The organism is uncultured Mobiluncus sp., assembly GCF_947254095.1.
Classification (GTDB): domain Bacteria; phylum Actinomycetota; class Actinomycetes; order Actinomycetales; family Actinomycetaceae; genus Mobiluncus.
This window is the reverse complement of the sequence record NZ_CAMYBV010000006.1, coordinates 40,647-61,678: the sequence shown is the minus strand read 5'-3', so window position 1 is coordinate 61,678 and position 21,032 is coordinate 40,647. Positions and strand designations below refer to the sequence as shown.

General features: G+C 55.4%; 17 protein-coding genes. 12 read left to right on the top strand and 5 right to left on the bottom strand.

Features of this window, described 5'->3' with window-relative positions; genetic code table 11:
* Positions 1–36 precede the first annotated feature (36 nt).
* Genes Q0X47_RS03220 through Q0X47_RS03210 form a run of 3 tightly spaced genes read left to right on the top strand, consistent with a single transcriptional unit; the run spans position 37 to position 2,454 of the window.
* Positions 37–600: an SAF domain-containing protein gene (locus Q0X47_RS03220; protein WP_297722841.1), complete on the top strand. Its 564-nt coding sequence runs from the start codon at positions 37–39 to the stop codon at positions 598–600.
* Positions 597–1,925 (top strand): ATPase, encoded by a 1,329-nt coding sequence (locus tag Q0X47_RS03215; RefSeq protein ID WP_297722838.1) that lies wholly within the window; start codon positions 597–599, stop codon positions 1,923–1,925. The genes Q0X47_RS03220 and Q0X47_RS03215 overlap by 4 nt, the downstream gene beginning before the upstream one ends.
* Positions 1,918–2,454, top strand: coding sequence for a DUF6912 family protein (locus Q0X47_RS03210; protein ID WP_297722836.1), 537 nt, complete (start codon positions 1,918–1,920; stop codon positions 2,452–2,454). The genes Q0X47_RS03215 and Q0X47_RS03210 overlap by 8 nt, the downstream gene beginning before the upstream one ends.
* Here the strand turns inward: Q0X47_RS03210 and Q0X47_RS03205 are convergent.
* From Q0X47_RS03205 to Q0X47_RS03195, 3 genes are read right to left on the bottom strand one after another with little or no spacing between them, the layout of a single operon-like run.
* Positions 2,451–5,627, bottom strand: coding sequence for an SMC family ATPase (locus Q0X47_RS03205; RefSeq protein WP_297722834.1), 3,177 nt, complete (start codon positions 5,625–5,627; stop codon positions 2,451–2,453). The two genes, Q0X47_RS03210 and Q0X47_RS03205, sit on opposite strands and share 4 nt — an antisense overlap.
* Positions 5,624–6,874, bottom strand: a complete 1,251-nt coding sequence (locus Q0X47_RS03200; protein WP_297722832.1) for an exonuclease SbcCD subunit D — start codon at positions 6,872–6,874, stop codon at positions 5,624–5,626. The genes Q0X47_RS03205 and Q0X47_RS03200 overlap by 4 nt, the downstream gene beginning before the upstream one ends.
* 60 nt (positions 6,875–6,934) lie before the next feature.
* A complete protein-coding gene (locus Q0X47_RS03195; RefSeq protein WP_297722830.1) occupies positions 6,935–7,729 on the bottom strand; it encodes an inositol monophosphatase family protein in 795 nt (264 codons plus the stop codon).
* 68 nt (positions 7,730–7,797) lie between these two features.
* Here Q0X47_RS03195 and aroA point away from each other — a divergent pair, with 68 nt between their 5' ends.
* The 3 genes from aroA (at position 7,798) to Q0X47_RS03180 (ending at position 14,114) form a co-directional block, all read left to right on the top strand.
* Positions 7,798–9,183, top strand: a complete 1,386-nt coding sequence (gene aroA, locus Q0X47_RS03190; protein ID WP_297722828.1) for a 3-phosphoshikimate 1-carboxyvinyltransferase — start codon at positions 7,798–7,800, stop codon at positions 9,181–9,183.
* The gene (locus Q0X47_RS03185; RefSeq protein ID WP_297722826.1) at positions 9,180–10,238 is read left to right on the top strand and encodes a ribosome small subunit-dependent GTPase A; all 1,059 of its coding nucleotides are present in this window, start codon (positions 9,180–9,182) and stop codon (positions 10,236–10,238) included. Before aroA ends, Q0X47_RS03185 begins: the two co-directional genes overlap by 4 nt.
* 150 nt (positions 10,239–10,388) lie before the next feature.
* Positions 10,389–14,114 carry a multifunctional oxoglutarate decarboxylase/oxoglutarate dehydrogenase thiamine pyrophosphate-binding subunit/dihydrolipoyllysine-residue succinyltransferase subunit gene (locus tag Q0X47_RS03180; RefSeq protein WP_297722825.1) on the top strand — a complete coding sequence of 1,242 codons (3,726 nt, stop codon included), beginning with the start codon at positions 10,389–10,391 and terminating at the stop codon, positions 14,112–14,114.
* A gap of 302 nt (positions 14,115–14,416) precedes the next feature.
* On the opposite strand, the gene Q0X47_RS03175 is transcribed toward Q0X47_RS03180, so the two are convergent.
* Both Q0X47_RS03175 and Q0X47_RS03170 read right to left on the bottom strand, forming a co-directional pair.
* Positions 14,417–14,692, bottom strand: coding sequence for a zf-HC2 domain-containing protein (locus Q0X47_RS03175; protein WP_297722823.1), 276 nt, complete (start codon positions 14,690–14,692; stop codon positions 14,417–14,419).
* Positions 14,689–15,273 carry a sigma-70 family RNA polymerase sigma factor gene (locus Q0X47_RS03170; RefSeq protein ID WP_297722821.1) on the bottom strand — a complete coding sequence of 195 codons (585 nt, stop codon included), beginning with the start codon at positions 15,271–15,273 and terminating at the stop codon, positions 14,689–14,691. Before Q0X47_RS03170 ends, Q0X47_RS03175 begins: the two co-directional genes overlap by 4 nt.
* Positions 15,274–15,480: 207 nt before the next feature.
* On the opposite strand from Q0X47_RS03170, the gene Q0X47_RS03165 reads away from it, so the two are divergent.
* The 6 genes from Q0X47_RS03165 to Q0X47_RS03140 all read left to right on the top strand — a co-directional run bounded on the left by Q0X47_RS03165 (position 15,481) and on the right by Q0X47_RS03140 (position 20,976).
* The gene (locus Q0X47_RS03165; RefSeq protein ID WP_297722818.1) at positions 15,481–15,942 is read left to right on the top strand and encodes a DoxX family protein; all 462 of its coding nucleotides are present in this window, start codon (positions 15,481–15,483) and stop codon (positions 15,940–15,942) included.
* 118 nt (positions 15,943–16,060) lie between these two features.
* On the top strand, positions 16,061–17,428 hold the full coding sequence (locus Q0X47_RS03160; RefSeq protein WP_297722816.1) for a hemolysin family protein: 1,368 nt from the start codon (positions 16,061–16,063) through the stop codon (positions 17,426–17,428).
* A complete protein-coding gene (locus tag Q0X47_RS03155) occupies positions 17,421–18,455 on the top strand; it encodes a hemolysin family protein (protein WP_297722814.1) in 1,035 nt (344 codons plus the stop codon). The genes Q0X47_RS03160 and Q0X47_RS03155 overlap by 8 nt, the downstream gene beginning before the upstream one ends.
* A gap of 189 nt (positions 18,456–18,644) precedes the next feature.
* Positions 18,645–19,469, top strand: coding sequence for a M23 family metallopeptidase (locus Q0X47_RS03150; RefSeq protein ID WP_297722812.1), 825 nt, complete (start codon positions 18,645–18,647; stop codon positions 19,467–19,469).
* Positions 19,470–19,553: 84 nt separating this feature from the next.
* Positions 19,554–20,444 carry a glycerophosphodiester phosphodiesterase family protein gene (locus Q0X47_RS03145; RefSeq protein WP_297722810.1) on the top strand — a complete coding sequence of 297 codons (891 nt, stop codon included), beginning with the start codon at positions 19,554–19,556 and terminating at the stop codon, positions 20,442–20,444.
* Between the two features lie 142 nt (positions 20,445–20,586).
* The gene (locus Q0X47_RS03140) at positions 20,587–20,976 is read left to right on the top strand and encodes a hypothetical protein (protein WP_297722808.1); all 390 of its coding nucleotides are present in this window, start codon (positions 20,587–20,589) and stop codon (positions 20,974–20,976) included.
* Positions 20,977–21,032: the final 56 nt, after the last annotated feature.

Genomic DNA, 21,032 nt, shown 5'->3' with positions numbered 1-21,032 from the left:
TACATAAATCGGCGTACCATACTGGGGATTGCCCTGATGGTACTGGCTGTAATCCTGGTCATCGTTACGGTGCGGCTGGCCAGCCACCTTGAGGGTTACCTGGCGGCAAAGACAACGCTCGTTGCTGGACAAACCGTTCAATCCGACGATGTTGAGGTTATTTCAGCAAATCCAGGTCGGGCGGCGGGGCAGTACTTGCGCGAAGGTGAGCTGAAGGAAGGCACTGTGGTCGTGCAAACTATTGCCGTGGGACAGCTGCTCCCCAAAGCCTCACTGAGCCAAACCAAGCCCTACAACAAACGGATTGTTCTCAATCTCGCCGCGCCTCTGCCAAGCAGTGTGAAGAAAGGCGATTATCTCGAAATTTGGCAGCTCCCTGACGAAAAATCTGCCAGCACGTTCGAGCAGGATACCCCGCCGGAAAATGCTCAGAAACTGGCAAACAAAGCCGTGTTTCTAGCAGAGAGAAAGTCTGAAACGGCTCTCGGATCGAAAAATCAGACGAATGTGGAAATTAGCGTACCGGAAGAGGACTTGTCGCCTATCCTCGCTGCTGTCGGAACGAAAACCCCGCTGATGGCGATACCGGTGTCATCATGAGTTTCATCGGGGTAGCGACTTGCCTGAATCCGGATTTGGAAGCGGATATTATCCGAACTATTGAGTCAGATTCTCTGCCTCTGCAAGTTATTCGGCGCTGCCGTGATGCCACGGAGCTGTTATCGATAGCCAAGGCGCACCTAGTGCAGCTGGTAGCGGTGGATACCGAGATGCTGGAACTGGAGGGTGCCACTGTCCAGGAGTTAGCCGCCGAAAACGTTGCCATCATTGCTTTTGCTCCGCTGGAAGACGTGGATCAGTTGAACAGTCGAGGGGGAATTTCGGTTTTAGCCAAAGCGGATCCCCGAGTGGAGGAACCTGAACAGAGCGAGGCGGCTCGTCTGCTGGGGCAGATGATGTCCACCCTTATGCCTCCCCCGCCCCCCAATCCTCGTGAAGAATTCGGCACCGAAAATGCCGATTTGGCCGGTTCAGTAGGTCAGATAATCGCTTTTTGGGGTCCGGTGGGAGCACCGGGAAAGTCTACGCTAGCTTTGAACATCGCCTCGCGTTTGTGTAACTATGGTCGGGTCCTGCTGGTCGATGCCGATACGGTCGAGTCGTCTTTGGTGCAGATGCTGGGGATTGCCTTAGACACTTCCGGGGTGGTGACTGGATGTCGTCTAGCGGAACAAGGAAAGTTGAAACCGGAAAGTTTCCCGCAGTTGGTGACGCGAGTGGGTTTCGGAGTTGACCTGTTGACTGGACTGACCAAGGCGGAGCGTTGGCGTGAGGTCGGCCAGCACTCTTTGTCAGCCCTTTTAGAGATGGCTCGGATTAACTACCGTTGGATTCTGGTGGATTTGGCGAGCGGTGCAGACGACCAGTCGGATTTACTGGCCGCGATGGGGCCGACCCGTTACGGGGCTGCCTTGGGAGCTTTTGACGTTGCCGACTTGGTGGTAGAGGTCGGTCTGGCCGACCCGGTGGGAATCCGCCGGCTGCTGGTCAACCACAATTGGGCTCGTGAACAGGAACTGTGGAGCTGTCCGACGTTGGCGGTAGTGAATCGCGGGCGGGTTTCTGTGGGAGGAGCGAACTGGCGAAATTCCATAGTTCGTGTCGTGTCCGCTTCGGTTCCGAACCTGCCGGTGACGGTGGTGCGAGAAGCCGGAGAAGATTTTGACCGTGCTCTGGTGGCTGCTTGTGACGTGATGACGGCGAATCCTCGCGCTGCGGTTCTGGAGGACCTGGAAGGGCTGCAGAATGAAATTTTTAAACAACTCGGTTTGCTTCCTCGGCGCGGCTCGGGACGGAGCAGGATTCGGGAGAGCAAACTGTTGAAGTTCAAACGTGGCGAACAGAAGGAACCAGAAAATGAGTGAAGCCCCCCAACGGACGAAAACGATTCGTGCCTACATCGCGCTTTGCCCTCAATCTCTGCAGGACAAAACGTGGGAGGGGGCGCTGGTCACGGTCGTGGACAAAGCCTGGTGTGCTGCTGCCGGTTTTCCTGCTCCCAGCGAGCTGCATGGGGAGGACAGAGAAGTGGCGGAAGACGAGGCTTTACACGCTGCCGCTTTGAAATCGTTAGATGCGCAAACCGAAAGTTCCCAGCCGCTTCGGGTGGTGGCGGTGGCGGAAGTCGCGGATACTGATCTGCAACCCTGCCGCTCGGAAATGGCCGGGGCATACACCTTAACTCGCCCGATTCAGTATTCTGAAGTGGTTTCCTACCACGTAGACGAGCCAGCGGCTGGCACAGAAGTGGCAAAACTGGCGCAGTTGCGCGCGGGGCAGGTCGCTAGCGCGGAGCAGACGGGGAAGTCCCCTCAGGGCTTGGAGTTACCGGAACTGCTGTGGTTTGACGGCTCCGAGCTGGAGGTCCTGCGAGAATTCCTGGGCTTGAGCTAGACCGCATCCAAACCGTTGATTTGTAGGTAGGAGCCAATCTTGCGTTTCCCGTTTGGTTTCAGTTCCGTGGTATTGCCGCTCTGATAGTTTCGCACTTGAACCTGGAGGGGAATCTCCTGTTGCATTTCACTGACGTGTGAGATGATTCCCACGCAGCGTCCTCCCTCCCTCTGCAGACTATGCAGAGCGGTCATGACCGCCTCTCTGGTGTCATTGTCCAAGGTGCCGAAACCTTCATCGATGAAAATGTTTTCCAGGGTGATGCCGCCCCTTTCTCGTTGCACGACTTCGGACAGAGCCAAGGCAATAGCGAGTGAACAGTAGAATTTTTCGCCCCCAGACAGCGACTTTGGCGGTACCACCTTGTCCTGAGCGCCGTTGTACATTTCGATGCCCAGTCCGTGATATTTCTGATTGCGGTCAGACTCATAGTTTTCGTTATGTCTGATTTCGTAGTATCCCCCGGACACATCAGAAATCAACTGGTTAGCTACAAAAGTCACCTGTCCCAGACGCTTGCTCAAGTAGTAAGCGCTCAAAGTAGTTTTCATCGCGTTCTCTCCATTGAGCACTTGGGACAAGCGTTCAAATCCGGCAATTTTTGGCGCTTCTTTGTCCCATTCCTGTTTGGTCTTTTCGTACCTTTCCTTGAGGGTGCACAAATTCTGGTGGGAACTGTCCAAAGACGCCGACTGTTGGGTGAGAGAGCGATACTTCTGCTCGCTGGCTTTTGCCGCAGAACGAAGGTTCTCCAGGTCGGGGAGTTTGGCTGCGGCTTTGTCTCGATACGCATCGGTATCCAGTTGCGAGCGTAGACCATGTACGTCTTCATGATAGGAAGTGACTGTCTTTTGGTCAGCTTCCAGTTTCTGGCGGGGCTTGGCGCAGGCTTGGGCCTCGGCTACTGATTCTAAACCGTGGTCTGTCAAAGACTTGCGCAACGCTTCGTGAGCGCTAATCCACTCTTGGCGGATTGGCAGCCAGGAATCATAAAACTTGGCGAGCTGTTTGACCACGTCCAGACTGTGCTGGTTTGTATCTAACAAGTCTTGCGGGTCAGAATCGGGATCAAAATCCGCCAACTCCGCCCGAATTTTTTCAGCATACGCCTGAATTTCCGCGTGGAGGTTTTCAACCTCCGCGCTTAATCCTGCTTCCTCTTTGATGAGCTTTTCACGCTCGGTTTGGTTTTGTTTGTTTGATTCTTCCAGTTCGGAAATTTTCTTTTCCAGCTTGGGTACTTGCTTGCTCGCTGTGGTGGATTCACTGACGGCCTTCTCAGCCACAGAGAGAGCCGCAGTCAGGGACTTTATATCCTGGCCCTGGAGCTGATCCGTGACTGTTTGCAATCTGGTGCTAATCTCAGTTTCCTTATTGTTTGCCTCAGACAGCTTATCGTGAGCCTTTTTGGCTTCGCTCGCAGCTGCTTCGTAGTCCTGAAAGGTTGTCTTTTCAGCCGTTTCGACTGCAGGATGTGGGTGATCCAGAGAACCGCAGACCGGACAGGACTCCCCGTCTTGCAACTGTGACGCCAAGCGAGATGCTGCGGTATCAGACCATTTTCGTAAAACGGACTCGGCGTTTTCCTGTGCCCGGTCGTAGCTTTCTTGCAGACAGGCAGCGTTTTTAGTGGCAGCTTTCAAATCCTTGGCTAACTTTTCAGCCGATTTTGCCCTGTCGTGGTGCTCCTGGGCATTTTTCAGCTCTGTCTGCCGACTGGCTAACCCGTCCGCAAGCTGCTTCTTTTCATTCAGTATCCGGCGCTGTTTGTCCAACGTTTCTGCGGTTTTTTCAGCGGTGTTACGAAGCTGGCTAATCTGACTGCGCAGGGACTCCAGCTGTTCTTCTTTACTGCTGGCAGCGGTAGTTTTCTCACTCTGGAGGGTGAGATTGGCTTTGATGGCCTCTAGTCTCTTTTGGTTGTCATTAATCTTTTCGCTCATCTCATCACGCAGATCAGCCAACTTGGTACTGGGTTCCTCCCCTTCCAACCAGGTTTGCAATTTTGTGTCCGACAGCTTGGATACTTGGTCCCTAAATTCGGCTAAATCCGTATCGTTATCGACCAGCTGAGTCAAAGTAGCAAGAATACTGCCACGCTGGTGCTCAGCTGACCGGTAAGGTTTCTGCTCTGCTTTCTCGGTGTCCATGACGGCGTTGGCGTGCACGGCTTTCTGGTTGCGCTGGTCCAGTTGTGCAATCTCAGTTTCCTTATCGACGAGTTTTTTAAGTTTTTCAGTCAGCTGTTTCGCCTCTAAGATAATGCGCTGCTCAGTTTCCGCTTCAGTGAGGATTTTCTGAGCCGCTTGGGATTGCACCTGGGCTTGTTCGGCGGCGTCTGTAACCTTAGCGGCTTCTTCGCGCAAAATTTTTACGGCGCTAGCAAAGAGGGGCTCACCGGCTTGCTCCAAGGCGGAAATCGACTGAGCCGCCCCGTCTTTTGCCGCTGCAAATTCCTCCAAAGCTTTTTTCCAAGCGGTTTCATTGTCACCAGTAATCTCAATGTTGGAAAGATCCGCATACACAGTTGTGAGCAACTCACTTAGACGCCTGGTGTACTCTTTGGTGGTTTCCTTGCCTTTCGAGGCACGATCCTTAGCGGCTTTTTCCATGGCAATAAAGCTTTCCGCCCCGAAAAGATTGGATAAAACCTCATGCCGTTCGGCAGCCCCTGCTGTCAGGAACTGCTGAATCTGACCTTGGGGAAGTATCACCGTCTGCAGAAAATGTGATTTCTCCAGGCCGAGGATTCTCACTACCTCTTTCGTGACGTCTCTACCTATCGCAATGGGTTCGGTAACCTTGTCAAAATCCGGGGTAGTTGACACCTTAAGCTGGGCTATGGATTGAGTGACAGTCTTACGCCCTGGCTTCGTAAAGGTCACCGTGCGACGCAGCTCATAAAACTTGTTGTGGGCAGAGAACACCAGCACTACCTCAGGAGGATAGTCTTTGTCCCAGTAGTAGGAGAGAATACGATCTGTTGTGGAATCTCTCTCACCGGCTACGTCTCCATACAGAGCGTAGACAATTCCGTCCAGGATAGTGGACTTTCCCGATCCGGTATTGCCCGTAATTAAGAACAGTCCCGACTCGGCCAGTTCGTCCAGGTCCAAGGTGGTGCGCTCGTAAAAACTCCCTACTCCTTCAAGCGTAAGTTTATGGAATTTCATTTCTCTGTCCCCCCAACGGTGTCTTCGAATATTTCGGTTAGCAAAGCGAAGTCTTCCTCCTCGTCAATGCCACAGGTACGTAAGAACTCGGTGGCAATCTCTAACTCAGAAAGCTCCCGAAACTCTGCGCCAGATTGCAGCGTCCCGGTCAGGGTGCCCTGGGAATGAGTGAGCTTCAACATTCGCGGGAAAACCGCTTTCAGTCGGTTATAAGCGTTAGGTGGCAAGGTAGTTTCAGTCAGGTTGATGCTGCAAAAGGCCTGATGCCAGGACTGGTAGCGGGAGTCGTCCGGGTTCGTGAGGTCCTCAATACTGCCCTGTAGTCTTGTCACTTTATAAGGCACTGTCAAGGGTAGCTTCTCGACCTCGACCTGGTGATCGGGGTGAACCTCGACCAAAAGGGTGCATTTCTCGTTGCTCTCACTAACCCGATAAGGCAGAGGAGACCCCGCGTACCAGGCCGTGACTTCAGTGCCATCTACCGGATACGCTCCGTGAATGTGTCCCAGAGCTAGATAGTCAATACCGCGACCTCCTTTCAGTCCACCGGCGAGCTCATCCAAAAGGGAAACCGGAATCGGATAGAGATTTCCCAGCGGTTCCACTTCTTTATCCGGATCTACCTGTGTTAGATAGTCATGAGCCATCGCGAGGATCGGCACGTCCGTGTCCCTCCGTTCCAGGTCCCTCCCGATGCGACGCAGTGCCGCGCCAAACAGTACTTCTGGTTTTCCCAGGAGCACCGGTGCCGGGTCGTCTTTGCTGGTGGGCTGCTCCAAAGTGTCATCGAGATGACGAACCCCGTCATCGTCAACCCACGTGGATAGCTCCGTGCGATCCTGGTAGGGAGACAGGTAGGGGATGGGGTAGACCAGCGCGCCGAGTTCACCGTCGGGTCCCGGAACCTCGATAGCGGTGCCAACCTGGGCAGCTTTCGTCACGATATTGACTTCCGGCAGAGTGAAACCCTTGGCAAAACCGAGCCGGGAGGCTCCGTCGTGGTTTCCGGCAATGAGGATGATTCGAGTCATTTGACGTGCCTCATTCAGAAAACCGGACAGTTTGTCTAAATCCGCGTCTCCCGGATTGGGTTTGTCCAATACGTCGCCCGAAATCAGCAAAGCATCGGGACGATGCGCTTTAATTTGCGCCAGGATTTGCCTCAGGAAGTCGTCCTGGTAGGAGGCCAGGTCATAGTTCATAAAGTCCCGGCCGAGATGCCAATCAGAGGTGTGTAAAAACTTCATGGCTCAAGCATAAGAGCAACCCCGAAGGCGAAAATTTAAGAGTTTTGAAAACCTTGCAAATTAGTCTGTTTCCGAGCCGATATACTGCAAAACTTGGGAATGCAGACGGCCGTTAGTAACTACTGCCCCCGGCCCGTTCACGCCATCCTCACCGGTGAGGGACGTGAACTTACCGCCAGCTTCGGTCACGATAGGGTAGAGCGCCCCCATGTCCCACAGATTCAAGTCCGGTTCCGCCGCGACGTCCACCGCGCCTTCTGCCAGCAGCATATAGGACCAAAAATCGCCGTAAGCTCGGGTTCTCCACACCTGCTGTGAGAGATTCATGAAGCCCCGCAAACGATGAGCCTCGGCCCATTCGCCGATAAGCGCGTAGGAAAAGGAAGCCTGATTCAGGTTAGAGATACGTGAAACTTGCAGCTGGCGTGCCGAGGAACGCGACCGGCCGGTCCACGCTCCGCTGCCCACGGCAGCCCACCACCGAAACCCTAGGGCGGGCGCACTAACCACCCCCATCACCATCTTGCCGTCCTCCATCAGCCCAATCAGTGTGGCCCACACCGGAGCCCCACGGAGAAAATTCGCAGTACCGTCAATCGGGTCGATGACCCATTTCCGGGCTGCCAGACCGGTGCTGCCCTCTTCCTCGCCCACGATGGCATCCCGAGTTCGCGAATGTGACAGATGCCGACGGATGAGCTTTTCAGCAGCTTTATCCGCATCGGTTACCGGCGTTAAATCCGGTTTATCGCTGACTTCCAAATCGGGAGCCAAGAAACGCTTGGTGGTCAGGGCGTCTACCTGGTCTGCCATAATCAGTGCTAACTGTAAATCTTCTTCCCAGCGACTACTCATGTTCTAAACCTATCCCTTGAAGTGCTTAGAAACGGTCAACGGCGCGATTTTTCCATTAAGCTGAACCTATGCAAGCAACAGTTTGGTCGGCTCCCCGCGCGAAAGGTCCCGTTTTCGGTGCGGTGAGACTGTCGGGTTCCAAGTCATTGAGCGCCAGAGAATTGTTGCTCGGTGCCATCAGTGATGCCGAGGCCTCTCTGACGGGGGTCCTGTATGCTCGTGACACGGACCTCATGGTGCAAGCATTGCGCTCATTGGGGGCGATTATCGAGCCGTGGCCCCCAGTTGTGGACCAACCGGTACAGATTACGCCTCTGCCCTACCTGTGGTCGCAGTCTACTTCCACAGTTTCTCCGGGAGGTTCTGGGGATAATGTTCCCATTACGGTGGATTGCGGTTTGGCTGGAACCGTCATGCGCTTTATCCCCGCCGTGGCGGTGGCGCTGGGGCGCGTCGTGCGGTTGGTCGCCGATACACAAGCAAATACGCGCCCGATGCGGCCTCTCTTAGACGCTCTGACCCAGTTCGGAGCCCATATCGAGTACGAATCCTCGGATGGGAGCGTATTTCCCTGTACGATTTATCCTCCTGTGGGGCGCCCCGCTGCGGAAGTCACCATAGATGCCACGGCTTCCTCGCAGTTCGTATCAGCCCTGTTGTTGGCTGCCCCGCTGCTGCCCGATGGTTGTACCGTTCGTTCCAAAACTGCGGCACTCCCTTCGCTGCCGCACATTGAGATGACCTTAAAGTGCCTGTCTCAACACGGAGTTACCGTTACACCGGGCAGCTCCGAGGATGGCAATCCCTTCTGGCACGTGGCCTCAGAACCAGTTATCGGCCAGGACGTCCTCATCGAACCGGACCTCTCCAACGCCGGACCATTCTTGGCTCTGGCAGGTATTGCCGGGGGGCGGATTTCTATCCCCACTTGGCCGGCGAACACCACGCAGGCAGGAGCGGCTTGGTTGGAGATTTTGCCAAAAATGGGTCTGCACGTGGAGTGGAACTACGGGGTGTTGACGGTTTCTCGCCAGGGTCCGCTGTGGCCGATAGACGCTGATTTCACCGCGGTGGGCGAGCTAGTTCCCACCGTGGCGGCTTTGGCAGCTTTTGCCCCTGGAACTTCCCGATTGCGGGGTTTGCACCACCTGCGAGGTCACGAGACGGATCGTCTCGAAGCGCTGCGCACCGAACTTACGACCGTCGGGATACCCTGCGAAATCACCACGGAAGACGACCTCGTGATTACCGGTGCCAGCCCCTCCGGGCTTGTGAACCAAGACTCGGAATCTCCCCCGCTACTGCTACATAGCTACGGGGATCATCGGCTGGCGACTTTTGCGGCGCTCCTAGGATTGTACTACCCGGTACAAATCGATGATATCGGCGCCACCTCCAAAACCCTGCCAGATTTCACAAAAATGTGGGAACGTCTGTTGGGAGCAGCCTCTTGAGTCGCCGCGACATCGGTACAGATGATCCGCGAGTACACGTGCGCCCGGGGAAGGGCAGCCGCCCCCGCACTAAGAAACGTCCCAGTTTTGCACACGCTGAGCCCGGTATGGTCGTCGCCGTGGACCGGGGCCGGTTTACGGTAGCGATTGATGAAAACCGCATGGTGCAAGCCGTTAAGGCGCGGGCGCTGGGGCGAAAGGGCGTCATCGTGGGGGACCGAGTGGGCGTAGAAGGAGACACTTCCGGCACTCCTGACACTTTGGCGCGCATCGTCACCTTGGAGGATCGTCAAACCGTCCTGCGCCGCAGCTTTGACGAATCCGAGGCAGGAGCGCGAGAAAAACTCATCGTTGCCAACGCCACCCAGATGCTAATCGTGGTCGCAGCGCGTGACCCGGAACCAAAACGCGGCATGATTGACCGCGCGATAGTGGCGGCTTTGGACGCGAAGGTCACCCCGCTGCTGGCGGTAACGAAAACGGACTTGGATTCTGCCCAGGAACTTATCGCAGACTACGAAGCTATTGGAATCACAGTGTTTGCCCTGAACAAACACCTCTACGAACCTGTAGTTCTGGCGCCACCGCTGGGAGAGACCAACCCGCAGGCCCCGCCGCCTGACCCGGTCGCCCCAGGACTGGTGGCGCTCACGAAACAGTTAGCCGGTGAAATCACAGTCCTGCTAGGCCACTCGGGGGTCGGAAAATCTACCCTGGTGAACGCGCTGGTGCCGGGCGCAAATCGGGCGACCGGGACAGTCAACGAAGTGACTGGCAAAGGCCGGCACACTTCGACTTCGGCGGTCGCTCTACCGGTGGCTGCACAAGGGTGGCTCATCGACACTCCCGGAGTGCGTTCTTTTGGTTTGGCTCATGTTGATGCGGCGGGATTGCTGCGCGGATTTCCGGAGCTTTACGCGATAGCCCGGGACTGTCCGCGAGGCTGCACCCATACTGCGGATTCTCCGGATTGCCTACTGGATGAACACTCGGAACTAGCGCTGCGTTTGGCGTCTTTCCGGAGCCTGTTGACCGAGATTCCCTCAGCTTACTGAAAAGGGAAAGTCCGCAAATCCCCAAGGATAACTAGAACTATAGTAAATCTTTGTCATGGTCTGAGAAATAAGGTGAAATTCCTAGGCTAAAAGTCCTAAATTAGGAGCACAACGGAAAAAATTTCCAATGACCTTGAAAGGGAAAATATAGTGGCCGAGACACAGTCGTCGAATAATTCAGCCTCCGAAGAAGTTATTGCTCAGCTTCACGCCCAATACCTCGCGGATAAAAGTTCAGTTCCCCCCGAATGGCAGTCGTATTTTCAACAGATGGAAAGCCTGGGATTGCTGCCGGGAGCAACCGCTGGCACCGCCTCTGCACACGCAGAAGGCGGCGAAACAGCTAAACCTGTTGAGGAATCCCGTCCTGCCGGACTTGATGCCCAACACTCCGACCGCCCGCCGCTGCCGCGTTCAGTCGTTCACGCTCCGACTTCGCCCTACGCCGCAATGGTGGCAAAGCAGCACTATGATGCGGCAAGGTCTGCCTCTAAGGGCGAGGACCGTTCGGAACGGCTGAAGGGCGTCTCTGCCGCGATTGCGAAGAATATGGACGCTTCGCTGTCAGTGCCGACGGCGACGTCTTACCGTCAGATTCCGGCGAAAGTGCTGATCGAGAACCGTGCCCAGATTAATGACCACCTGAAGCGGACGCGCGGCGGCAAAGTGTCCTTTACCCACTTGATTGGCTACGCCATTGTGGAAGCCTTGGTGGAAACCCCCGATGTCAACGTGCGTTATCGCCTGGAGGATGGCAAGCCGCACATTGACCATTTCGCGCACGTTGGTTTTGGACTGGCGATTGACTTGCCGAAGGACGATGGTTCGCGTCTGCTGGTCACGCCCGTCGTGCACAATGCCGACACCCTGTCTTTTGAAGAATTTGTCCACGCTTACGAGGAACTCGTGAAAAAGGCTCGTGACGGCAAGCTGGGAATGGAAGACTATTCCGGCTGCACGGTGACGCTGACGAATCCGGGAACCTTGGGAACTCTCATGTCGTCGCCGCGTTTGGTGCAGGGCCAGGGTTGCATCATCGGGGTCGGGGCGACGAATTACCCGGCAGAGTGGGCCGGGGCCTCCGAGGAACAGCTGGCTCAGGCCGGTATCGGCAAGATTATGCATATGTCCTCCACCTATGACCATCGGGTCATTCAAGGGGCCTTGTCCGGCTCTTTCCTGGGGTTAATCGAAAAGAAACTCAAGGGTGAAGACGGATTCTACGAACGAGTCTTTGATTCCATGAAGGTGCCTTACGAACCTTTTAGCTGGGCGCGTAACAACGATTACAGCGGGGAAGGGGAGTTGTCCAAGGACGCGCGGATTGCGCGGTTTATCCACTCTTACCGTTCCCGCGGGCACTTGATTGCGGATATCGATCCTCTGGATTATCGGGTACGTCGCCACCCAGATTTAAAACTCGACGCCTATGGGCTTTCTATCTGGGATTTGGATCGGTACTTCCCGGTGGGACAACTGGGTGACAAACACAACGTCAACATGAAGCTGCGCGACATCTTGACCCAGATGCGCGATACCTACACTCGTACCGCGGGCATTGAATATATGCACATTCAGGACCCCGAACAGCGCAAGTGGATGCAACATGAGATTGAGCGCCCCTACGAACCCCCGAGCAAAGAAGTTCGTCACGCCATCATGAACCGTTTGAACGCGGCGCAGGCCTTCGAGGACTTTTTGCAAACCAAGTATGTGGGCCAAAAGCGCTTCAGCTTGGAGGGCGGCGAATCGCTAATCCCCCTGATGCTGCGGATTATGGACGATGCCGCCCACGACGGCTTGGCCGGGGTGACCATCGGGATGGCGCACCGCGGTCGGCTGAATATGCTGGTGAATGTGGCCGGCAAAACCAACAACCAGATTTTCGCCGAATTTGAAGGCAACATGAATCCTGGTTCAGTTCAGGGCTCCGGGGACGTGAAGTATCACCTGGGCACCGAATCCATCTACGAGTCTTACGAAGGCAAGACCACCAGCGTCTACATCGCGGCTAACCCCTCCCACTTGGAGGCCGTGAACCCGGTGGTCGAAGGCATTGTCCGGGCGCAACAGGATAAAGTCGGTATCGAGGGCGACTACGGTTACCTGCCCGTGCTGATTCACGGCGATGCAGCTTTCATCGGTCAGGGTGTCGTCTATGAGACGCTGAACATGAGCCAGCTCAAGGCCTACACTACCGGCGGGACGATGCACATCATCGTGAATAACCAGATTGGTTTCACGACTTCCCCGACCAATGCCCGTTCCACGAACTACTGCACTGACTTGGCTAAGGGCTTGCAGGTGCCGATTTTCCACGTGAACGCCGACGATCCTGAGATGGTCACGCGGGTGGCTGGTCTGGCCTACCGTTTCCAGCAAAAGTTCCACAAGGACGTCATCATCGACCTGATCTGTTACCGTCGCCGCGGACACAACGAAGGCGACGATCCGTCGATGACTCAACCGGTGATGTATCACCTGATTGATTCCCATCCGACCACCCGCACGGTTTACATGAATAACCTGATTGGCCGTGGCGATCTCTCGGATGAGGAAGCGAAAGCGGAAGTTGAGGATTACCACCAGAAACTGGAAAAGATTTTCGAGGAAACCAAGGAAAAGGGCTACACCCCGACGCGGCAAGGCGAGCAGGGCGGCAACGATTGGGATTGGACCCTGCCCGCTGCTCAGACCGACCAGTCCGACGACATGATTGCTTGGACCTCTGCCATTCCGCGAGATGTAGTGGAAACTATCGGCGACGCCCACGTGGATTACCCCGAAGGCTTCACCATGCACCCCAAGATCAAAAAGCTTTACGAAAAGCGTCAACAGATGTCTCGTGAAGGCAACATCGACTGGGGATTCGGTGAGCTGTTGGCGTTCGGGTCGATTCTGATGGAGGGTGCTCCCATTCGGATGTCCGGTGAAGATGCCCGTCGTGCGACATTCGTGCAGCGTCATGCGGTTGCTCACGACTTCAATACCGGTGAGGAATGGACCCCGCTGGAATTCTTAAGCGACAGACAGGGCAAGTTCATGATTTACGACTCGTCCCTGTCCGAGTACGCGCCGATGGGATTCGAGTACGGCTATTCGGTGGAACGCCCTGAAGCTCTCACTATCTGGGAGGCACAGTTCGGCGACTTCTCGTTTGGCGGCCAGACCATGATTGACGAGTTCATCTGTTCGGCTCAACAGAAGTGGCATCAGCACTCATCTCTGGTGCTGTTGCTGCCCCATGGTTTTGAGGGTCAAGGACCTGACCATTCCTCGGCGCGTATCGAACGCTGGCTGAGTCTGGCCGCCCAGGACAATATGTGGATTGTCCAGCCCTCCACTCCGGCTAACCACTTCCATATGTTGCGTCAGCAGGCCTATCGTCGGCCGCGAACCCCGCTGATTGTCTTTACCCCCAAGCAGCTGCTGCGTTTGAAAGCGGCGGTGTCTTCGGTCGAAGATTTCACCTCTGGTCAGTTCCAACGGGTCATCGGCGACCAAGGCAATCTGGATCCCAACGCGGTGACTCGCGTGCTACTCTGCACCGGCCGACTGTATTACGACTTGGCGGCTGAACGTGCCAAGACCGGGGACAAAACCACCGCAATCGTGCGTTTGGAACAGTACTACCCGCTACACGAGGACCTGAAGCCGATTTTGGCACAGTACCCCAACGCTGAACTGGTGTGGGCACAGGACGAGCCGGAGAATCAGGGGGTCTGGACCTTCCTGAAGATGCACCAGGATGCCTTCATCGGCGACCGTCCGATTCGTGTGGTGTCCCGCCCGGCGATGGCCGCTCCCTCCACCGGCTTGGCTTCCGTACACAAGAAGCAGGCTGCTGACCTGGTGTCGCGCGCTTTCGCCCGCTAAGGGCAAGGATAGTTTTCCCCGGAAGATTGGTTTCTTCCGGGGAAAACTGCGTTTTGGGTCTTTCAGTCTAAAAGACACCGCGGGTGCGGGAAGTTTTCACTATCCCGCACCCGCCGTTCAAGCTTTAAGCATTGGGGCGTTTGCCGTGATTAGCGGCACTCTTGGACCGCGCCCGACGCTTGCGACCGCGTTTCGACATAACAGCCTCCTTCTCAGGTTTGTAATCAACCTGCCTATTTTCACACATTCCCAGCCTTCCCGCAAACCCGTGGCGTCACTGCCGATCGGGAGGGACAGTGTAGCTAACAGATTTTACGAATCTCAATCATGATGCGTTCCCGCAGCTCAACAGGGGCTTCATAGCGGCAGGATTGCCGCAACAACGTGATGTAGCGTTCCACCCGCAGGGATTCCTCATGGCAGTTCGGACAGTGGCGCAGATGCTCGTGGAAACGTTGTGCCGTGGGCAAGTCCATCTCCCCGTTCATGATTTCGCGCATATTCTGCGTCACGGTATCGCAGTCACAGTCGAATTCAGACACGGTGGGCATCTGTGGATCAAGGTTTTTCTCACTCATACCAACACCTCAGTTTCCAGACGTTCTTTCAGCATTTTTCGCAGCCTTGCTCGGCCGCGGTGCAGACGAGACATGACCGTCCCGGAGGGAATATCGAGGATTTCCGCGATTTCTTTGTAAGCCAGACCTTCCACGTCAGCCAGGTACACCGCTTCGCGGTATTCATCGGGTAGGGCATCCAAGGCGTCGAGAATGTCTTGGGTCCCCAGACGATCCAAGGCCAGAGACTCCGCCGAATGGGCTTCTCGGTTTGAGTCGTCCTGAGCGAGTTGGTAATCCGTCAGCTCAGCCATAGTTTCGGTGCGGGGACGACGCTGATCCTTGCGATAAGAATTGATGAAAGTGTTGGTCATGATGCGATAGAGCCACGCCAACAGGTTCGTTCCCTCCTGAAAAGAATCAAAACTTTTAAAAGCTTTCAGGAAGGTTTCTTGGACTAGGTCCTCGGCATCGTGCGGGTTCCTGGTCAAACGCAAGGCGCCGGAATAGAGCTGATTCAAAAACGGCATGACTTCTGTTTCAAAACGCTGTTCTGATTCGGAAGGCGTCCTGGGGGATACGGAATTTACTGTTTCGCTCATCGTTGCCCAGTTTAGACCTGTGCAGGGTGCGGGTGGAAGAGATTGCGCCCGGTTTGTCGCGCCCCGGGCGCGAGTGGGCTTGGCGAGAGGTTTTTTCAAAGTTTGTCTCACACCTGTTATAACCGGAGTGGGTGGTTTTTATTCCTCACCGCCTAAAAACGTTTCGAAAAGGTGCGAACTGGTCTAAAAAATGGGGACAATAGTGTTATGAGGACTTTACTGCGTTTTATTTCACGTCCGCTGCTGGCTGCGGTGTTCATTCATGACGGCCTCGACGCTTTGCGTAACCCCGCAGACCACGTGGAACGTTTCCGAAAGATGGAGCCGACCCTAGAAAAAATCGGGCTGCCGCCCATGCTGACTTCGGATGCGAAGCTGCTGTCGCGCCTGGCTGGAGCCGCTACGGCGGTGACCGCGCTGGGTCTGGCCCTGGGGAAATACCCCCGGATTTGCGCCCTCATTTTGGCGGTCGTGAACCTTCCCATCAGCGTGGTCAACAATCCGGTTTGGGCAGCGAATTCCTCAGAGGAACGCAAAGAATACACCCGCGGCTTGGTAGCTGGGGGTTCGCTGGCGGGAGGCTTGGGCATGGTCCTAGCCGATGGCAACGGCCAGCCTTCTCTGCGGGTCCGCCGCGAAATTGTCCGTGCCGCCGCAGCTGGCAAATAAGTACGGTGGTTAAACTGCAAGACATCCCGCGATTATCTTTTTTTCTGTTCCCCACCCCGCTTTTCCGGTTTCAGCCCGGTCGTCCCGCTTTAGTTTCAGATGAGGGCGCACAAGGGCGGTGGGTCGGTTGAGTCCTGTCGTGGCTGACTGGCTGTTGGTGGCGGTGGGGTTGATTCTGACTTTGGTCACAGCTTTTTTTGTAGCCACTGAGTTTGCCTTCCTAGCTGTCGACCCCGCCAGAGTTGCGGGGCGCGCGGCTAACGGCGACAAGCGGGCCGCCCTTGTGAAGGACTCTATTTCTAATCTGTCTACCCAACTTTCGGGTACTCAGGTGGGCATTACCCTGTCCACAATTATGGTGGGTTACACCACCCAAACAGCCATCGCGAACCTGGTGACACGCGGTTTGGGACATACCGGGATGGCTCTGGCCGCAGCCACGGCACTGGGCGCGGTGGTCGCTCTGGTCATCACGAATCTGTATTCCATGGTCTTTGGTGAACTCATCCCCAAGAACCTGGCGCTGGCAGACCCCATGAAAACGGCCGGCTTTGTGGTGCGTCCGCAGCGGGCGTTCACCTTTATTTTCAAGCCTCTCATTGTGGTGCTCAAGGCTTCGGCGAACTTCGTGCTGGACCGGATGGGTGTGGAAGTTGTGGAAGAACTATCCGGGGCTCATTCCGCCCAGGAACTCGTGGCGATGGTGCGGCAAAGCGCGGAAGAAGGGCTGCTGGATTTATCGACTGCTTCCCTGTTTACCCGTTCGGTGCATATTTCTGGTTTGGCGGCGAAAGACGTGATGACAGACCGCGGGCGGGTGCACTATTTGACTCAGAATGACACCGCGGACGACCTCATCGCCAAAGCACGGGAAACCGGACATTCTCGTTTCCCGGTGATTGGGCCGGACGGTTTGGACGACATCCTGGGATTCGCCAATCTGCGCCGAGCCGTATCCGTCCCTTATGAACGCCGCGGTGAAGTCGTGGTCACTTCGTCGTCGCTGATGTATGAAGTTCCCAGGGTTCCCGAGACGATGGGACTGGCGGATTTGATGGTGCTGCTGCGTGATGCTGGCAGTCAAACAGCGGTGGTGGTAGACGAGTACGGGGGCACTTCGGGCATCGTGACTTTGGAGGACGCGGTCGAAGAAATCGTGGGTGAGGTCGCGGATGAACACGATCAGCACGCTGCTGGGATTAATCATCCTCTGGAAGGCGAGTGGCTGGTTCCGGGGTTGATACGTCCTGATGAACTGTTGATTCAAACTAAAGTGGAGCTGCCCGATGAAGGCCCCTACGAAACTTTGGGGGGCTTGATTATGAACGAACTGGGCCACATTCCTTCGCAAGGTGATACAGTCCTGGTCAACGGATATCTTTTGCGTGTCGAACAGATGGACGGTCGGCGCATCGACCGAGTTCGCATCACCCGCAATCCTGTTCCTGGCAGGCAGCTGACTTCTCCGGAGGTGACGCATGAGTGATTGGGTTGCCTTAGTTTTGATGGTGGTACTCCTGGCCATCAATGCTTTCTTTGTCGGGGCAGAATTCTCGTTAACGGCTTCACGCAAAGCTGAGATTGAACCCCTAGTGAAAGAGGGAAAACGGGGGGCGGCCTCCGCACTGATTGCGGTAGAAAATGTTTCCGAGATGCTCGCCGTTTGTCAGTTGGGAATTACGTTGGCGTCTACCGGATTGGGAGTGGTGGCGGAACCGGCTATTGCGCATCTGCTGTTGCCGGTGGCGCTACGGCTGGGACTGCCTGCCGTCAGTGCCCATTCCCTAGCTATCATTCTCGCTTTGCTGATTGTTCTGTACCTGCACGTGGTGGCCGGTGAGATGATTCCGAAATATACCTCGGTTTCGGCCCACACTCGACTCATCTTGATTTACTCACCCCCAATGGTGGCGATAGAAAGGGCGTTGCGTCCCGTCATCGGCGCCATGAATCGCTTTGCGAACTCGGTGGTGAGGTTGTTTGGCATGGAACCGCAACATGAAGTTGGGGTGAGTTTTACAGTCGAGGAAATGTCTTCAATCGTTGAGAAATCCCGCGAGCAGGGGGTTTTGGAAGATGACCTGGGTCTACTTTCCGGGACGCTGGAGTTTTCTGCGGAAGTGGTGTCCGGGGTAATGGTCGGTTTAGAGAACTTGGTGACGTTGCCCGCGGATATCACTCCTGTAAAGGCAGAAAAAACCGTGGCACGTACCGGGTTTTCGCGTATCCCGATTATTGATGAAACCGGGAATATTACCGGATACTTGCACATCAAAGATGTCATTGCGGTAGAGAAAGAATCGCGTGAGAAGCCATTGGAACCCTGGCGGATTCGCTCGTTAATCACCGTGACCCCCCAGATGGAAGTGGAGGATGCCCTGCGAGTGATGCAAAAGCAAGGCACTCACCTGGCTGGGGTGGTCAAACCAGACGGTCCCGGAACAGTTATCGGAGTAATCTTCTTGGAAGATATCCTGGAAGAACTGGTCGGTGAGGTTCGGGATTTGCTCTGAGCGGCGCAAAACTACGCGGCGAAATTGATACTAAAAATCCACGATTTTTTCAGGTAATTTTCGTAAAAAAGCGTTTAGTGTTAACAAATGTTACTAAAGTGAAAGTTGATACACTAATTTAATTGCAAATCGTTATCGACTTGTTATAAACTTGAGCTCGAGTTGTTATCCAGAGTCGGAAGGTAGCCCGTGGTAAGCGAAAAGCCTCGCACTCGTCGGGAAGCACGCGAATTGCGCAATCGCGCTCAGTCCGCGCGCATCCGTAAAGAAGCACAAGTTTTCAATGCGCCGCGCCTAGTGTTGCTGGGCGTGGTTTCGGCTATCACCGTCGTCGCTCCGCTTTCCGGGATGGTTTCTCCGAATCTGTCCATTGCCTCTCCGAATTTTGATTTCAGCACCAATCAGACTTTGCTCTCCGTCGTGGCTAAGGCCAGCGGCGCTACCGATTACGACTCCGACTTAAACGCGGTTCCCGCCAGCTCGCGCTCCCGTGTGGTGGAAGCCTCCGCATTGGGCCAGTGTGCCGCGCAGGGCTCCGCTAACGGCGACGCTTCCGCCGCTCCGGAGGAAGAACTATTGCTGTGGCCACTGCTGTCGGGAAGCTACACGTTTACTTCCCCGTGGGGGATGCGAGTCAATCCGGTGACGGGAACTCGACTGATGCACGAGGGCGTTGATCTTTCCGCCCCCACCGGTACGAATATCCACGCGGTAGCTGACGGAATTGTGACGGAAGCGGGAATGCAGGGTTCCACCGGCATTATTACCGTCAAGCATGTTTGGGATGGCGAAGTGTTCTATTCTCGTTACCTGCATATGTATAGCAATGGAATTTATGTGCATGAGGGCGAAAAGGTGAAAGCCGGAGATGTTATCGCTGGCGTGGGCTCGACTGGCCGTTCCACCGGACCTCACTTGCATTTTGAAATTCGCAACCCTGACAAGGAATCCGTCGAGCCTATGGGTTGGATGAAGCGTCATGGCGCCAGGTTCATCAATCAGATTTGCTCCTAGATTTATAGCCTGATTTTGCGACCCGCTCCTGTTTTTCCCGTTTCTCGCCATCGGCCAGTATTGTTGGCTCATCGCGGAGCGGCAGTGTCCGCCAGCACGGCTCTGGGGTGCTCGGTTCCGGAGAATTCACGAGCTGCCTTCGACTGGGCTGTTTCTTGCCAGGCGGTTGCCGGGTTGGAAACTGATATTCACGCCACCACCGACGGGGCTCCCGTAATCAGCCACGACCCGCTGTGGCACGCGGTGGATGGGGAAATTGCTATTGCCGAAGTTTCGTGGGCTGAGCTGTGCAGACACCGGCTGCCTAACGGCGAGCAGCCTTTGAGTCTGGAAGAATTCCTCGATCGTTACCCCGAAATTTACCTAAATATCGACGCGAAAACCGATGCGGTCGTACCGGGGGCACTGCGCGTTTTACAGGGGCGCCGCGACCTGGGACGTCTTGCATTAGGGTCTTTTTCTGCCCGGCGAGTCTGGCGAATGGCCCGGTGCCTCGGGCCGGTGTGCGGATATTTGCCCGGAGCGCGAGACATTGCGCGGCTCCTGGGGGTAGCTGCCGCCGGTTTGGTGCGGCCAATCCACCCGGAGATTCGCAGCGTAGAAATTCCCCCGGAAACTTTTTTCTCCCCGGAACGGGGAACCGAAACGATGGCTCAAATTGAAGCCAAAACGCGCCGCGTAATGGTGGGGTTAGCGGAAAAACGTCATTTGGAACGGCTCTACCGCGTCGGCATAGTGCCGCGCCTGCTCAGAGACTTTCACTGCGCTCTGGCCGTGCCGGAAAGTATCCGGGAAATAAACATCGTGACCCCGCGGTTTGTGGCGGCAGCGCACACCCTGGGCTGTCCGGTTTATGTGTGGACGGTGAATGACACTACGTCATATCGACGTTTAGTTTCCCTTGGAATTGATGGGATTTACACCGATATTGTCAGTACATTAGCCCAAACCCGCACTAAGGATTCTTCCAGCTAAATACCAAAAATTGGTTGAAATAACAAGGAATACTTAGCAAATTCTGAAATAAATATCAGAAAAAGCTAAGAATTCCCTTGGAGCTGACGAAGGTAACTGGTAGATTACTGATATCGACATACTTACAAAGAGAGGTTAGGCAATGGAACAGCAGCGCTCGGCAGTTCGTTTAGCAGCTGTGGTCGCGAAGCAGCGCCAAAGCAGCGATGTGTTGCGTGGGGCTCAGACCGTTGTCGACGAACACACTCAGTGGGTGCTGTCCCACCTTTCCCGCGGCGACCGTGACCTCATTAAGTCCGTCACCGGCGAGGTCATCGAACCCGGAGCTGATTCTGCCTCTCTGTTTGCTCTGACTTTGGCTGAATCTCGGGTCAACCAGGTTTCTGCCTCCGCCACCCATTCGCAAAGCCAGCAACTCCTGATGCGTCGCCCGCAGCCGCTGAGCCAACACGACCGCATCGCCACCTTTACTTCCATGCGCGCCATGCTCGGCAACGGCTCGGTGGGTCGAGCCTTGGACACTGAAGCCTAAGTTTCCCTTCTCTACCTCCGCGTTTCTCGTCGGGGTTTGACTGCCTAGCAGTTTCG

Bases quoted from the DNA above. Each gene is read 5' to 3' on its own strand.
- Q0X47_RS03220 (WP_297722841.1), top strand. From the start codon at position 37: ATGGTACTGGCTGTAATCCTGGTCATCGTTACGGTGCGGCTGGCCAGC.
- Q0X47_RS03215 (WP_297722838.1), top strand. From the start codon at position 597: ATGAGTTTCATCGGGGTAGCGACTTGCCTGAATCCGGATTTGGAAGCG.
- Q0X47_RS03210 (WP_297722836.1), top strand. From the start codon at position 1,918: ATGAGTGAAGCCCCCCAACGGACGAAAACGATTCGTGCCTACATCGCG.
- Q0X47_RS03205 (WP_297722834.1), bottom strand. From the start codon at position 5,627: ATGAAATTCCATAAACTTACGCTTGAAGGAGTAGGGAGTTTTTACGAG.
- Q0X47_RS03200 (WP_297722832.1), bottom strand. From the start codon at position 6,874: ATGAAGTTTTTACACACCTCTGATTGGCATCTCGGCCGGGACTTTATG.
- Q0X47_RS03195 (WP_297722830.1), bottom strand. From the start codon at position 7,729: ATGAGTAGTCGCTGGGAAGAAGATTTACAGTTAGCACTGATTATGGCA.
- aroA (WP_297722828.1), top strand. From the start codon at position 7,798: ATGCAAGCAACAGTTTGGTCGGCTCCCCGCGCGAAAGGTCCCGTTTTC.
- Q0X47_RS03175 (WP_297722823.1), bottom strand. From the start codon at position 14,692: ATGAGTGAGAAAAACCTTGATCCACAGATGCCCACCGTGTCTGAATTC.
- Q0X47_RS03170 (WP_297722821.1), bottom strand. From the start codon at position 15,273: ATGAGCGAAACAGTAAATTCCGTATCCCCCAGGACGCCTTCCGAATCA.
- Q0X47_RS03165 (WP_297722818.1), top strand. From the start codon at position 15,481: ATGAGGACTTTACTGCGTTTTATTTCACGTCCGCTGCTGGCTGCGGTG.
- Q0X47_RS03155 (WP_297722814.1), top strand. From the start codon at position 17,421: ATGAGTGATTGGGTTGCCTTAGTTTTGATGGTGGTACTCCTGGCCATC.
- Q0X47_RS03140 (WP_297722808.1), top strand. From the start codon at position 20,587: ATGGAACAGCAGCGCTCGGCAGTTCGTTTAGCAGCTGTGGTCGCGAAG.